Raw genomic sequence first — 13,828 nt, 5'->3', positions numbered from 1 at the left:
AATTGCGATTTCGCGTGACATAAGCCCACGCTCGGCGCACCGGCTACCCGCGCCGCTCCGTAAGATGACCGGGTGGCACGACGCCCCCGCCCCGCCAATCTTTCCGGCCCGCAGCGCCTGGTAGCGCTGCTGCGTTCGACCGTTCCGCCGGTGCATCCGGCCGGGCTGCCGTTCATCTCCGCCGGCTTGGGCCTTGCCCTGGCCGGGCGCAACCACCGGTGGTTTCGCCGGGCCGGTCTCCTGACGGCGGGCGCCTGCGCGGGGTTCTTCCGGCATCCGCCGCGGGTGCCGCCCACCCGCCCGGGTGTCGTCGTCGCACCCGCCGACGGGCTCGTCTGCGTGGTGGACACCGCCGCACCGCCCGCCGAGCTCGGTCTGCCCGACACCCCGCTGCCGCGGGTCAGCATCTTCCTGTCGCTGCTGGACGCGCACGTACAACGGTCCCCGGTCAGCGGCGAGGTGCTCGACGTGCAACACCGGCCCGGCCGGTTCGGCTCGGCTGACCTGGCCGCGGCCAGCGAAGACAACGAACGCATCAGCATGCGGATCCGTACCGCCGACGGCGCCGAGATCGTCGTCGTGCAGATCGCCGGGCTGCTGGCCCGGCGCATCGTCTGCGACGCGCACGCCGGCGACAAACTGTCGATCGGTGACACCTACGGCCTGATCCGGTTCGGCTCCCGGCTGGACACCTATCTGCCGGCCGGAACCGAACCCGCGATCCTGGTCGGGCAACGCACGCTCGCCGGGGAAACGGTGCTGGCCCAACTGTGATGACCACCAGAACCCGCACCCGCCGAACGGTCAACCTGCGCATCCTGCCCAGCTCGATGAGCGTGCTGGCGATCTGCGCCGGGCTCACCTCGATCCGGTTCGCGTTGGAGGCCCAGCCGCACGTTGCGATGGCGCTGATCGCCGCCGCCGCCATCCTCGACGGGCTGGACGGGCGGGTGGCCCGCATCCTGGACGCCGAGTCACGGATGGGTGAGGAGATCGACTCGCTGGCCGACGCGGTGAACTTCGGGGTGGCGCCCGCGGTGGTGGTGTACGTGACGCTGCTAGCGGCGTCGCCGGCTGGCTGGGTGCTGGTGCTGCTCTACGCGGTGTGCATCGTGCTGCGGCTGGCCCGGTTCAACGCGCTGCTCGACGACGCCACCCTGCCGGCGTACACCCGCGAGTTCTTTGTCGGGATGCCGGCCCCGGCCGGGGCCATCGCGACCCTGGGCCCGCTGGCCGCCAAATTGGAGTTCGGCGACGGCTGGTGGACGACGCCGTGGTTCGTGTGCGCCTGGATCGCGGGCTGCTCGGTCCTGGTCGTCAGCCGGCTGCCGATGAAGAAGATGCACGCCGTGTCGGTGCCGCCGAATTTGGCGGCGGTGCTGTTGGCGGCGTTGGCGATCGTCGCCGCGGCGGCGTTCCTGTTCCCCTACATCCTGGTCATGGTGGCCATCGTGGCCTACCTGTGCCACATCCCGTTCTCGGTGCGCAGCCACCGCTGGTTGGCCGATCATCCCGAGGCCTGGGATCACGAGCCCAAGCAGCGGCGCGCGGTGCGTCGTGCGATCCGCCGGGCACAACCCAACCGGCGGTCGATGGCGCGGCTGGGGTTGCGTAAGCCCGGCCGGACGCCATGACACCGCCGCCCGGGGGTGGCCGGCAGCTGACCCTGACCGCGCGGCTGAACACGTCGGCGGTCGACTCGCGTCGCGGTGTGGTCCGCCTGCACCCGGAAGCTATTGCGGCCCTGGGGATTCGGGAGTGGGACGCGGTGTCGCTGACCGGATCGCGGACCACCGCGGCGGTAGCCGCAGTAGCCGTCGCCGACATACCGGCGTTCGCCGCGCTGCTGGACGATGTCACGCTGTCCAACGCCGGGTTGCGCGAGGACAGCGCCGTCATCATCAGCCCAGCCGCCGTGTGCGGCGCCCGTTCGGTGACCCTGAGCGGTTCGACGCTCGCCACCCAGTCGGTGCCGCCGGCCACGTTGCGGCAGGCTCTGCTCGGCAAGGTCCTCACCGTCGGTGACGCCGTATCGCTACTGCCCCGCGATCTGGGGCCGGGGACCTCCACGACCGAGGCCAGCCGCGCGCTGGCCTCGGCGGTCGGCATCAGCTGGACCTCCGAGTTGCTCACCGTGACCGGTGTCGACCCGGCCGGGCCGGTCAGCGTGCAACCCAATTCACTGGTGACCTGGGGTGCCGGTGTCGCACCGGCGGCTGTCAGCACAGCCGCTGAGACAGCGACCGTCGCGCTCGAGGACCTCCGAGGCTCTCAGCCCCAGGCCGCCAAGCTCACCGAGTGGCTGAAGCTGGCGTTGGACCAGCCTGACCTACTCGAAACCCTGGGCGCCACAGCCAATCTGGGTGTCCTGGTGTCCGGCCCGGCCGGCGTCGGCAAAGTGACGCTGGTGCGGGCGGTATGCGCCGGCCGGCGGCTAGTCGAGCTCGACGGTCCCGAGGTCGGCGCGCTGGCTGCCGACGAACGCCGGAAAACCGTTGCCGGCGCCGTCGCCGCGGTCCGCGACGGCGGCGGCGTACTGCTGATCGCCGACATCGACGCGCTGCTACCCGCCACCGCCGAACCGGTGGCGACTTTGATCCTGGCCGAGCTGCGCTCGGCGGTAGCCACTCCGGGAGTGGCCTTTATCGCCACCTCGGCGGTGCCGGAAAACCTCGACGCACGGCTGCGCGGACCCGATCTGTGCGACCGCGAACTGGGCTTGAGCCTGCCCGACGCCGCCACCCGAAGCTCCCTGTTGGCGGGGCTGCTGAAGGGCATTCCCGCCGTCGACCTCGACCTCGCCGAGATCGCCAGCCGCACACCGGGTTTCGTTGTCGCAGATTTAGCCGCGCTGGTGCGCGAGGCGGCGCTGCGTGCCGCCTCCCGCGCCAGCACCGACGGCCGGCCACCGCAGCTGACCCACGACGACCTGCTCGGCGCGCTGACCGTCATCCGGCCGCTGTCCCGCTCCACTGGCGGCCAGCCGTCAGCCGGTGACGTCACTCTCGACGATGTCGGCGATATGGCGGCCACCAAACAGGCGCTCACCGAAGCGGTGCTCTGGCCGCTGCAACACCCTGACACCTTCGCCCGCCTCGGCGTCGAGCCGCCGCACGGGGTGCTGCTCTACGGTCCGCCAGGCTGCGGCAAGACGTTTCTGGTCCGCGCGCTGGCCAGCACCGGTCAACTGAGCGTGCACACAGTCAAGGGCTCGGAGTTGATGGACAAATGGGTGGGTTCTTCGGAGAAGGCGGTCCGCGAATTGTTCCGCCGCGCACGAGATTCGGCGCCGTCGCTGGTATTCCTCGACGAGCTCGATGCACTGGCGCCGCGGCGCGGGCAAAGCTTTGACTCCGGCGTGACGGACAAAGTCGTGGCCGCCTTGCTCACCGAGCTCGACGGCATCGAGCCGCTGCGCGACGTCGTGGTGATCGGCGCCACCAACCGGCCCGATCTGATCGACGGCGCGCTGCTGCGGCCGGGCCGGCTGGAAAAGCTGGTGTTCGTCGAACCGCCTGATGCCGCCGCCCGCCACGACATCCTGCGCACCGCGGGCAAGGCGATTCCGCTGCACACCGACGTCGACTTGGCTGTGCTGGCAGCCGATCTGGACGGCTACAGCGCCGCAGACTGCGCGGCGCTGTTACGGGAAGCCGCGCTGGCCGCAATGCGGCGCAACATCGACGCCGCCGACATCACCGCCGCAGATATCGCCGCGGCACGCGAAACGGTAAGGCCGTCACTGGATTCCGCGCAGGTCGCTGCTCTGCGTGCTTACGCCGAGGCCCGATAGCTCGTCAGCAACGCGCGCACCGCCGCGGCGACGTCCTCCTCCAACCACTCCGGGATCGGCTCGTCGTGCGCGTGTCGCCGGACGACGGCGTAGGGCAGGTCGACGACGGCTCTGGCGACGGCGTCGACGCAGCGCGGATCGCTGTTGCCGTACAGTTCGCTGGCCAACGTGTGCAACCGTTCGCGCAGCGGCGCGTTGCGGGCGGTGAGGATCTGCTGAAACGCGGCGTCGGGTTCGCCGTCGAGCAGATCGCCCGGGCGGATGGTCAGCAGCAGCCGGGCATCCTCGGGCTGCGCCCGCATGAAGCCGATCGCCGCCACGGCCATCGCGACCGTGGTCTCCAGGGCGGTATCACCGGCGGCGGCGATCGCCCGCGCCTGGAAACGTTCGAGCGCACGCAGCCAGGCGGCGGTCAGGATGCCGTTGCGGTTACCGAAGCGGTGATACAACGTCCCGGCTGGTGCGCCGCTGGCCTTCGCGATCGCCGCGACGCTTGCCGCCCGCGGTCCTTCTGCCAGTACCAGCGAACGCGTTGCGTCAAGGATCACATCGGTTTCATGCTTCCGCGGAGGCGCCACGATCTAGTACAGTCCTTCTATATGGAACGTTTACCCTATATCGACGAGCATGCCATATCGATCGACGCGCCGGCCGCAGACACGTGGTCAGCGATGGTTGCGGTGATCTGCAGCGACCCGGACGACCCCTCGACGGTCCCGGTGGGCTTCGTGCTCGGTGAAGCGACGCCGCCGGTCCGGCTGGTATTGAAGGGCCGGCACCCGTTCGCGGTCTATCGGTGGGTCTTCGAGTTGGATGCCGAAGGCCCGCAACGCACCCGGGTGCGCTCGCAGACGTGGGCGGCGTTTCCGGGTTTGCACGGCAAGGTCTATCGCGCGTTGGTCATCGGCAGCGGCGCGCATCGCGTCGTCGTGCGCTGGATGCTCAAACGCATTGCCGCGGCGGTGGTTACGGCGCCGGCCCAGCTCGTGCAAACCGCGGCAGATTACACGGATACGTTCGAGGTTCCGATTCAGCGCGGCGACCTGCCCGCCGCATCGGATGCTCGCACCGCGGCTGATGGAGCGCAGCACCCGTAAAGGAGTCACGGGCAGAGTGGTCTGCCTCATAAGCATCGCGAAACATGCTGTGCCACAACAGGTCGCATGGCCATCGCGCTAGCACGACCATTCCGTCGCGGCGCGCGCCACCCAACTGACCGGTAGACTGCCCACCGAATAGCCCCAATCAGGCTGACACCCCGCTTTGCGCTCTTTGCCCGAGGGCCCATCGCAGACCGCACCGGAGTGCCATGCTCGCCATCCTGCTTGCCCACGCGGCTGCCGCCGCGTTGGCGCCGCTGCTGGTGCGCAGATACGGCCGGTTGGCGTTCTATCCGCTGGCGCTGGTGCCGCTGGGGTCGCTGAGCTGGGTGGTGCTGAACTGGCCCAGCACCACCGACCGCACGCTGCAACTCAACTGGGTGCCCGAGCTGTCGATGAACATCGCGCTGCGGTTCGACCCGCTCGCCGCGATCCTGAGCGCGCTGGTGTTGGGCATCGGCGCGCTGGTGCTGGTCTACTGCGCCGACTACTTCCGTCATCACGACGGCCACCTCGAGAACCGGTTGCCCAGCTTTGCCGCCGAGCTGGTCGCGTTCGCCGGCACCATGTTCGGCTTGGTGGTGGCCGACAACATGCTGCTGCTCTACGTCTTCTGGGAGCTGACGACGGTGTTGTCGTTCCTGCTCATCGGGCATTACGCCGAGCGGCTGAACAGCCGCCGCGGCGCCAGCCAAGCCTTGCTGGTGACGACGGCCGGCGGATTGGCGATGCTGGCCGGGATCATCATTGTGGGCCAGGCCGCCGGCAGTTACCTGCTGTCCGACGTGATCGCCCATCCCCCGTCGGGCACCGCGGTCGCCGTCGCGGTGCTCCTGATTCTGGTCGGCGGGCTGAGCAAATCGGCAATCGTGCCGCTGCACTTCTGGCTGCCCGGCGCGATGGCGGCGCCCACGCCGGTCAGCGCCTACCTGCACGCCGCCGCCATGGTCAAAGCCGGGGTGTATTTGGTCGCCCGGATGACCCCCGGCTTCGCGGACTCACCAGGCTGGCGCCCGACCGTGGTGATTCTCGGGACGGTCACCATGATGCTGGCCGGGTGGCGCGCGGTCCGCGAATACGACCTGAAGCTGATCCTGGCATTCGGAACCGTCAGCCAACTCGGACAGATCACCGTGCTGGTCGGCAGCGGCGACCGCGATCTGATGCTGGCCGGCCTGGCCGTGTTGTGCGCGCACGCGATATTCAAAGCCGCGCTGTTCATGGTGGTCGGCATCATCGACCACGCCACCGGCACCCGGGATGTGCGCCGGCTGGCTTGGCTGGGGAACCGCTGCCCGTCGCTGCTGGTGATCGCCGCCGCGGCCACCGCCAGCATGGCGGCACTGCCGCCGTTTCTGGGTTTCGCGGCCAAAGAGGCCGGGTTTGCGGCGCTGGCGCACAGTTCGTCGCTGGGCACCGCCGCGCCGTATGTGCTGGGCGCGATCGCGCTCGGGTCAGTGTTCACGATGATCTACAGCCTGCGGTTCCTCTGGGGCGCGTTTGCGCGCAAGAGCCGCGACGCCCCGAGCGCCCCGGTCGCCGCTCTGCACCGCCCCACCGCCACGTTCCTGATCGCGCCGGCGGTCCTGGCCGCCGCCGGCCTGCTGTTCGGCCTGGCGCCCGCGCCGCTGGGCCGGCTGCTGAACGATTACGCCGGCAGCGGCTACCGGCTCGCGCTGTGGCACGGGGTGGGTCTGCCGCTGGTGCTCTCGGCGCTGGTCGTGGCACTCGGCGCGGCGGCCTTCTTCGGCCGGGCCTGGCTGCGCCGCGCACGGCTGGGGTGGATGCCGCTGGGCAACGCCGACCGGGTGTACGACGCCGCCGTCCGCGGCCTGGACGTGGTGTCGGTGCGGCTGACCGGCGGGACGCAGCGCGGCTCGATCCCCGCCACCCAGTCGGTGATTCTGACGACCCTGGTGCTGGTCCCGACGGCAGCACTGGCGCTGGGGTCCCGGGACCGACTGTCGTTGCGGCTGTGGGATTCTCCGCTGCAGGGGCTGCTCGCAGGTTTGCTGCTGGCCGGTGCGTTGGGCGCGACCGTGATGCGCAACCGGCTGGCCGCCGTGCTGACAGTCGGCGTGACCGGCTATGCCTGTGGTGCGGCGTTCGCCTTCCACGGCGCACCCGACTTGGCGCTGACGCAGTTCCTGGTGGAGACCGTGACGCTGGTCGTGTTCGTGTTGGTGCTACGGACCCTGCCGGCCGACGTCGACGACATCACACACCGGCGCCTACCCCGCGCGGCGCTGGCGGTCGGCGTCGGCGCCACCGTGACCGTGCTGACGATGTTCGCGATCGCCGCTCGCACCGGTACCTCGATCGCAAGCCTGCTGCCCGGCGCGGCCTACCTGCGCGGCCACGGCGCCAATACCGTCAACGTGCTGCTGGTCGACATCCGGGCCTGGGACACCCTCGGCGAAATCTCGGTGCTGTTGGTTGCGGCCACCGGTGTGGCGTCGCTGGTGTTCCGGCACCGCCGGTTCGGCTCGGCGCCGCGGATCCCGCAGAACGGTCAGCCCGATATCGGGCCCGTGTTCGCCACCCCCACCCCCTACAGCCCGGCGATCAGTGACACCACCTGGCTGCGCGGCAGCGAGTACCGCGACCCTCGTTACCGCTCGCTGGTCATGGAGGTCACCACCCGGATCATCTTCCCGCTGATCATGGTGGTGTCGGTGTACTTCTTTTTCACCGGCCACAACCATCCCGGCGGCGGCTTTGCCGGTGGTCTGACCGCAGGGCTGGCGCTCGTGTTGCGTTATCTGGCCGGGGGGCCCTACGAACTGGGTGAGACGCTGCCGCTGGACGCCGGCAAGATCCTCGGGGTCGGGCTCGGCCTGTCGGCGGGCACCGCGATCGCATCGCTGCTGCTCGGCGCACCGGCGCTGTCGTCGGCGGTGGTGGCCTTCGACATTCCGGTGTTGGGCCACGTCAAGTTCGTCACCACAGTGTTCTTCGACCTCGGGGTGTATTTGATCGTGGTCGGTTTGGTGCTCGACGTGCTGCGTAGTCTCGGCGTCCGGGTCGGCGAGGACCTGACCACATGACCGTCGACCTGGTTCCACTGCTCGCGATCGGCGGCCTCACCAGCTGCGGGGTCTACCTGCTGCTGGAACGCACCCTGACCCGGATGCTGCTGGGGCTGCTGCTGATCAGCAATGCCTTCAACCTGCTGATCGTCAACGTCAGCGGCCCACCCGGCGATTCGCCGATCTACGGTCACGACACCCCCGACAAGCCGGCCGCCGACCCGCTGGCGCAGGCCATGGTGCTGACCGCGATCGTGATCACGATGGGCGTCGCGGCCTTCGTGCTGGCCCTGGCCTACCGGTCCTACCGACTCACCGCCGCCGAAGCCGTCGGCAAAGACCCCGAAGACACCCGCGTCGCGCAGCTGTCCGACGAAGAAGCCGCCGACGTCGACGCCGACCCGGCGGAGCCCTACCCCGACACCGACGAACCCGACGAGCTCGACGCGCTGCCCGGACATCAGGGGTCGCGATGACGTTGGCCGCCAACCTGATCCCGCTTCCGGTGCTGGTTCCCACGCTCGGCGCGGCCGCGACGCTGGTCGCGGGCCGACGGCCCCGGCTGCAGCGCGCGGTCACGTTGGCCGCGCTGTCGATGATCGTGGTGATCTGCGCGGCGCTGCTCTACCTGACCGACCGGGACGGCACGTTGGCGCTGCATGTCGGCGGATGGGGACCAACCGCGTTGGGCCCGCTGGGCATCACGCTGGTTGTCGACCGGCTCTCGGCGCTGATGCTGGTGGTGTCGTCGATCGTGTTACTGGCCGTGGTGGTGTACGCGATCGGCCAAGGTATCCGCGACGGCGGTGACCGCCAGCCCGTGTCGATCTTTCTGCCGACTTATCTGGCCCTGGCGTCCGGTGTGTGTATGGCGTTTCTGGCCGGCGACTTGTTCAACCTGTTCGTCGGGTTCGAGGTGCTGTTGAGCGCCAGCTACGTGCTGCTGACCATCGGCGCCAGCGCCGCTCGGGTCCGCGCCGGCATCGGCTACGTGATGGTGTCGCTGGTCTCGTCGCTGATCTTCCTGCTGGGCATCGCGCTGATCTACGCCGCGACCGGCACGCTGAACATGGCCGAACTCGCTGTGCGGATCGGCGGCGTCAGCGCCGGCACCCGGAGCGCGATGTTCGCGGTGCTGCTCATCGCCTTTGGCATCAAGGCCGCGGTTTTCCCCCTGTCGGCGTGGCTGCCCGACTCCTACCCCACCGCGCCGGCGCCGGTCACCGCAGTGTTCGCCGGGATTCTGACCAAGGTGGGTATCTATGCGATCATCCGGGCGCATTCGCTGCTGTTTCCCGACGCCGGGCTGAACCACCTGCTGCTGGTGGCCGCGTTGCTGACCATGCTGGTCGGCATTCTCGGCGCCATCGCCCAAAGCGACATCAAACGTCTGCTGTCTTTCACGCTGGTCAGCCACATCGGCTACATGGTGTTCGGAGTGGCGCTGTCCAGTCAGGTCGGCATGTCCGGCGCGATCTACTACGTGGCGCACCACATCGTCGTGCAGACCACGCTGTTCCTGGCGACCGGCCTGATCGAACGCCAAGGCGGCGCGTCGAGCTTGCAACGACTCGGCGGCCTGGCCGCAAACCCGTTGCTGGCCTTCATCTTTCTGCTCCCAGCGCTGAACCTTGGTGGTATACCGCCATTTTCAGGATTCATCGGCAAGGTTGCCCTGTTGCGGGCCGGCGCAATCGACGGGTCGGTGCTGGCCTGGGTGCTGGTGGCCGGTGGCGTGGTGACCAGTCTGCTGACGCTGTACGTGGTGTCGCGGGTATGGACCAAAGCGTTTTGGCGCCCGCGCGTCGATGCTCCCGACGGTGACCTGGTGGCAGCACGCACGACCGTATTGCTCGAGGACACCGAAGACATCGCATTCGACGAACGCGACGACGTCGGCCGGATGCCGGTCGGCATGATCGCGGCCACCGTCGCGCTGATCGCCGTCGGGGTGGCGTTGACGGTGTTCGCTGGACCGCTGTTCGCCTACAGCGACCGGGCCGCCGCCGAGGTGCTCGACCGCGGCCACTACATCTCTGCGGTGTTAGGAGCAGTGCGATGAGGCGGGCCGCCGCACTGCGAATCAGCACCCTGCTGGCCCTTACCGGCGTGTGGGTGCTGCTGTGGGGAACCTACTCAGCGGCCAATGCGCTCAGCGGAGTGCTTGTCGCGCTGACGATTACGTGGCTCCTGCCGATGCCGCCGGTACCCGTGCAGGGCCGGGTGCACCCACTGTCGGTGCTGCGACTGCTCATCCGGGTCACGTGGTATCTGGTGGTGTCCAGCGTTCAGGTCTCGTGGCTGGCCATCAAACCCGGCCCGCCGCCGCCGGCCGGCGTGTTGCGGGCACAGGTGTCGATCAAATCCGATCTGGTGCTGGTGTTGGCCGTCAACATCTTGACGATGATCCCGGGATCGATCGTCCTGGAGATCGACCAGGTGCGACGGGTGTTCTATTGCCATGTGGTCGACGTCGGTTCGGATCGCGCGATCGGCCGCTTCTACCGTCAGGTCGCCGAGGTCGAGCGGTTGTTGATGGCCGCCTACGAGCGCGACGACGATTGGCGGCCATTCGAGGGAGCTTCCGCATGAATACGGTCTGGCTGATCGCCGGGATACTGCTGGGCGCCGCGGCGGCCATCACGATGTATCGTCTGCTGGCCGGCCCGAGCACCCTGGACCGGCTGGTCGCGCTCGACACGCTGATCGCGGTGACGATGTGCGCAATCGGCACCTGGGCGGCATTCACCCTCGACAGCACGGTGACCTACAGTTTGGCGGCGCTGGCGCTGATCAGCTTCGTCGGATCGGTCAGCGTGGCACGCTTCCGGGTCCCCGACAAAGGACCGCGATGAACATCCTCGACGTCATCTCCGGAGCGCTGGTGCTGGGCGGCTCTGCGCTGGCGTTGACGGCGGCCATTGGCGTGGTCCGGTTCGGCGACACGTTGTCCCGAATGCATTCGGCGACCAAACCGCAGGTGCTGGGCCTGCTTTTGGTGCTGGCCGGTGCCGCGATCCGGCTGCGCGGCAACTACGACGTCGGGATGCTCGTCTTGACCGGGGTGTTCACCGTGCTCACCGCCCCGGTGGTTGCGCACCGGGTCGGGCAGTTGGCCTACCGCGAACAAGACATCCGGCAAGCCTTCACCGTCGACCAAATGGAAAGCAGCGATGACCAGGACTGACAACGACGGCGGAGACATCGCCGATAATGTGGGCGCGACCGCGCTCGGTGGGGCGATCACTCGGGCCGCCGAGTCCCAGCGGGATTGCCCACTGTTCACCGACCCCTACGCGCAGTTCTTCCTCGACGCCGCCACCGCGCGGGGGTGGCGGGCGCCGTCGCCCGGGCCGGGCGCGGACTACACCGCGGTGCGCACCAAGTGGTTCGACGAACAGTTCATTGCTGCCGGCGCCAACGGCATCGAGCAGACGGTGATCCTTGCCGCGGGCCTGGACGCCCGCGCGTGGCGGCTGCCGTGGGTGCAGGGCAGCGTCGTCTATGAAATCGACCAGCCGAGCGTGTTGGAGTTCAAGGCCGACACGTTGGCGGCGCATGGCGCCCGCCCCGCTGTGACGTATCACGCCGTGCCCGTCGACGTACGCCAGGATTGGCCGAAAGCCTTGCGGCAGGCGGGGTTTGACCGGGTGGCGCCCACGCTGTGCGTTGTCGAGGGGTTGTTGTCGCATCTGCCGGCGGCCGAACAGGAGTTGTTGGTTCAGCGGATCACAGATCTCAGCGCCAGCAGCAGCCGGGTGGCCGTGGAGGGGCACGGCGACGTCGCGACGTGGCTGACTCACCGCGATTGGGCGGTCGAGACGACTGAGGCATTGGATCTCATGGAACGCTACGGCCGCTCACCGAGCGGCGAGGAGGCGAACGCCACCCCGCGCAGCCTGTTGATCGACGCCCGGCTCGCCGGCTAGCCCGTTTAGCGCCGCGAAACAGAATCCAGGGTCGTGATCCTGGCGAGATCACGACCCTGGCTTCTGTTTGGCGAACGGGGCGATAGGGGTATGGCTGGCGGATGCCGCGTCCATCCACTGCCGGAAGGGCGCGGCCGTGAGCACCAAGACGACCGAATGCGTCAGCGCCACCAGGCGCTGGTCGATGCTGGCCGTTTCATTGGCGGCGACGCTGGCCGCCAACGTCTTCATCAACGGCGTGGCCTTCCTGATCCCCGCCTTGGCTCGGCATGGCACCAACCTGGCCGAGGCTGCGCTGTTGGCGTCGGCGCCGAGCTTCGGCATGATGCTCACCCTGATCCCCTGGGGGTATCTGCTCGACCGGCTCGGCGAACGGATCGTGCTCACGATGGGTCTGGGACTCACGGCGGCAGCTGGCTTTGCGGCCGCGTCGGTGCATTCGATGATCGCGGTGGGCGCATTTCTGGTCCTCGGCGGCATGGCCGCCGCCAGCACCATCACGTCCAGCGGCCGGCTGGTGACCGGCTTGTTCGGCGACCACCAGCGCGCGCTGGCGATGGGCATCCGCCAGACCGCGCAGCCGCTCGGCATCGCGGTGGCCGCCATCGTGCTGCCGGAATTGGCCAAACGCAATTTCTCGGTGGCGCTGCTGTTTCCGGCGACGCTGTGCGCGGTGGCGGCGGTGGCCAGCGCGGTGGGGGTGCACGACCCGCCGCGCCCGGACCGCCCGAAAGTCAAGCCGCACGAGCTGGCCGACCTTTACCGCGGAACACCGCTGTGGCGGATTCATTTCGCTTCGGCGCTGCTGATGGTGCCCCAGCCGGTAGTGCTGACGTTCATGCTGATTTGGTTCATCAGCGAGCACCACCTATCCGTGGCTTGGGCCGGTGTGCTGGTGGGCACCTCGCAGATCCTGGGCGCGCTATGTCGCATCGCTGCCGGCAGATGGGCGGACCGGATCGGATCGCGGATGCGGCCGGTCCGCAAGATCGCCGTCGCCACCGCCGTGGTCATGTTCGCGCTGGCGCTCACCGACCAGCTGAGCTCACCGATCGCCGTGGCGGTCATGGTCGTCGCAGCCGGGATCACCGGCGATAATGGCTTGCCGTTCACCAAGATTCCGGAGATCGCCGGGCCGTTCTGGAGCGGGTGGGCGCTGGGCAAACAGAACACCTTCGAGCGACTGGTGGTGGCGGTGGCGCCGCCGCTGTTCGCCGAACTGATCATGGCGGCCGGTTATCCGTTGGCGTTTGCGATAAGCGGGTTGTTTCCGCTGGCAGCGCTGCCGTTGGTGCCGGTGTCGTGCGGTGACGACCGCCAAGAAGAAGGTTAGTCGGACAGCTGGAATTCAATCATCGCGGCGACGGTCTCGACGGCTTCGTCCAGGGCCGCCAGCCGCTCAGCCGCTGACGGCGCCGACAGCACCGCGTAGCGATCGGCTTGGCCGATCGGGACGCGCGACGCCAACGCATACAGCCGTGCGCCGGGGTCGGCCGCATCGCTGCTACCCAGCAGCACCTCGCGACTCGGCAATGCCACCCCGCGTGCGCCGGCGATCCGCTCGAACAGCGCCAGCACCCGCTCCTCGAGCTCGCTGAGCTGACCGTCGGTCACCGAGGCGCCCGGCTCATCGGGCCAGACCCGCGCAAGAGCCCGCGGGTACGGGTCGTCGGGCAGCCACTCGCACACCCGGATTCGTTCACGCATCCGGCAGCGCAGCGCATACCGCCCGGAACCGAGCTCGGTGCATTCGGTGATTTCGGCCAGCGCGCCCACATCACATCGTGCATCGCCGCCGCCGACCTCGCGGCCGCGCGAGATCAACACCACCCCGAACTGCGGATCGGAGGTGCGCATGCAGTCGGCCACCAGGGCGGTGTAGCGGGGTTCGAAGATGCGCAGCGGCAGGTCCTCGTCAGGCAACAGCGCAGACTCGAGCGGAAACATCGCCAGCTCAACAGCTTCCGCGTCAACCAT

At 68.8% G+C, this 13,828-nt stretch carries 13 protein-coding genes and 1 pseudogene; 12 read left to right on the top strand and 2 right to left on the bottom strand.

Going from position 1 to position 13,828, the window contains the following annotated elements; translation table 11 throughout:
* Positions 1–72: 72 nt before the first annotated feature.
* Genes A5707_RS09405 through A5707_RS09395 form a run of 3 tightly spaced genes read left to right on the top strand, consistent with a single transcriptional unit; the run spans position 73 to position 3,793 of the window.
* A complete protein-coding gene (locus tag A5707_RS09405; protein WP_082969365.1) occupies positions 73–774 on the top strand; it encodes a phosphatidylserine decarboxylase in 702 nt (233 codons plus the stop codon).
* Positions 774–1,634 (top strand): CDP-alcohol phosphatidyltransferase family protein, encoded by an 861-nt coding sequence (locus tag A5707_RS09400; RefSeq protein ID WP_065014227.1) that lies wholly within the window; start codon positions 774–776, stop codon positions 1,632–1,634. Before A5707_RS09405 ends, A5707_RS09400 begins: the two co-directional genes overlap by 1 nt.
* Positions 1,631–3,793: an AAA family ATPase gene (locus tag A5707_RS09395; protein ID WP_065014226.1), complete on the top strand. Its 2,163-nt coding sequence runs from the start codon at positions 1,631–1,633 to the stop codon at positions 3,791–3,793. The genes A5707_RS09400 and A5707_RS09395 overlap by 4 nt, the downstream gene beginning before the upstream one ends.
* Here A5707_RS09395 and A5707_RS09390 read toward each other — a convergent pair.
* A complete protein-coding gene (locus A5707_RS09390) occupies positions 3,775–4,371 on the bottom strand; it encodes a TetR/AcrR family transcriptional regulator (RefSeq protein ID WP_065014225.1) in 597 nt (198 codons plus the stop codon). The genes A5707_RS09395 and A5707_RS09390 overlap by 19 nt on opposite strands.
* A 21-nt stretch (positions 4,372–4,392) precedes the next feature.
* Here A5707_RS09390 and A5707_RS09385 point away from each other — a divergent pair.
* The 9 genes and pseudogenes from A5707_RS09385 to A5707_RS09345 form a co-directional block, all read left to right on the top strand.
* Positions 4,393–4,758: pseudogene (locus A5707_RS09385) on the top strand (hypothetical protein); the annotation flags it as partial.
* Positions 4,759–5,102: 344 nt separating this feature from the next.
* Complete coding sequence (locus A5707_RS09380; protein ID WP_065014224.1) at positions 5,103–7,940, top strand: Na+/H+ antiporter subunit A; 2,838 nt, start codon at positions 5,103–5,105, stop codon at positions 7,938–7,940.
* Complete coding sequence (locus tag A5707_RS09375) at positions 7,937–8,398, top strand: Na(+)/H(+) antiporter subunit C (RefSeq protein WP_065014223.1); 462 nt, start codon at positions 7,937–7,939, stop codon at positions 8,396–8,398. Before A5707_RS09380 ends, A5707_RS09375 begins: the two co-directional genes overlap by 4 nt.
* Entirely contained in the window at positions 8,395–9,984 is a 1,590-nt protein-coding gene (locus tag A5707_RS09370) for a Na+/H+ antiporter subunit D (protein WP_065014222.1), read from the top strand. Before A5707_RS09375 ends, A5707_RS09370 begins: the two co-directional genes overlap by 4 nt.
* A complete protein-coding gene (locus tag A5707_RS09365; protein WP_065014221.1) occupies positions 9,981–10,514 on the top strand; it encodes a Na+/H+ antiporter subunit E in 534 nt (177 codons plus the stop codon). The genes A5707_RS09370 and A5707_RS09365 overlap by 4 nt, the downstream gene beginning before the upstream one ends.
* The gene (locus A5707_RS09360; RefSeq protein WP_065014220.1) at positions 10,511–10,777 is read left to right on the top strand and encodes a monovalent cation/H+ antiporter complex subunit F; all 267 of its coding nucleotides are present in this window, start codon (positions 10,511–10,513) and stop codon (positions 10,775–10,777) included. The genes A5707_RS09365 and A5707_RS09360 overlap by 4 nt, the downstream gene beginning before the upstream one ends.
* Positions 10,774–11,109: a monovalent cation/H(+) antiporter subunit G gene (locus A5707_RS09355; RefSeq protein WP_065014219.1), complete on the top strand. Its 336-nt coding sequence runs from the start codon at positions 10,774–10,776 to the stop codon at positions 11,107–11,109. Before A5707_RS09360 ends, A5707_RS09355 begins: the two co-directional genes overlap by 4 nt.
* Positions 11,096–11,851 (top strand): SAM-dependent methyltransferase, encoded by a 756-nt coding sequence (locus A5707_RS09350; protein WP_065014218.1) that lies wholly within the window; start codon positions 11,096–11,098, stop codon positions 11,849–11,851. Before A5707_RS09355 ends, A5707_RS09350 begins: the two co-directional genes overlap by 14 nt.
* A gap of 184 nt (positions 11,852–12,035) precedes the next feature.
* On the top strand, positions 12,036–13,184 hold the full coding sequence (locus A5707_RS09345; RefSeq protein ID WP_065014267.1) for an MFS transporter: 1,149 nt from the start codon (positions 12,036–12,038) through the stop codon (positions 13,182–13,184).
* Here the strand turns inward: A5707_RS09345 and A5707_RS09340 are convergent.
* Positions 13,181–13,828: an LON peptidase substrate-binding domain-containing protein gene (locus tag A5707_RS09340; RefSeq protein ID WP_065014217.1), complete on the bottom strand. Its 648-nt coding sequence runs from the start codon at positions 13,826–13,828 to the stop codon at positions 13,181–13,183. The genes A5707_RS09345 and A5707_RS09340 overlap by 4 nt on opposite strands.

Source organism: Mycobacterium kyorinense (assembly GCF_001672775.1).
GTDB lineage: Bacteria > Actinomycetota > Actinomycetes > Mycobacteriales > Mycobacteriaceae > Mycobacterium > Mycobacterium kyorinense_A.
Note: the sequence above shows the minus strand (reverse complement) of the source record. Positions and strands in the feature narration are given on the sequence as shown.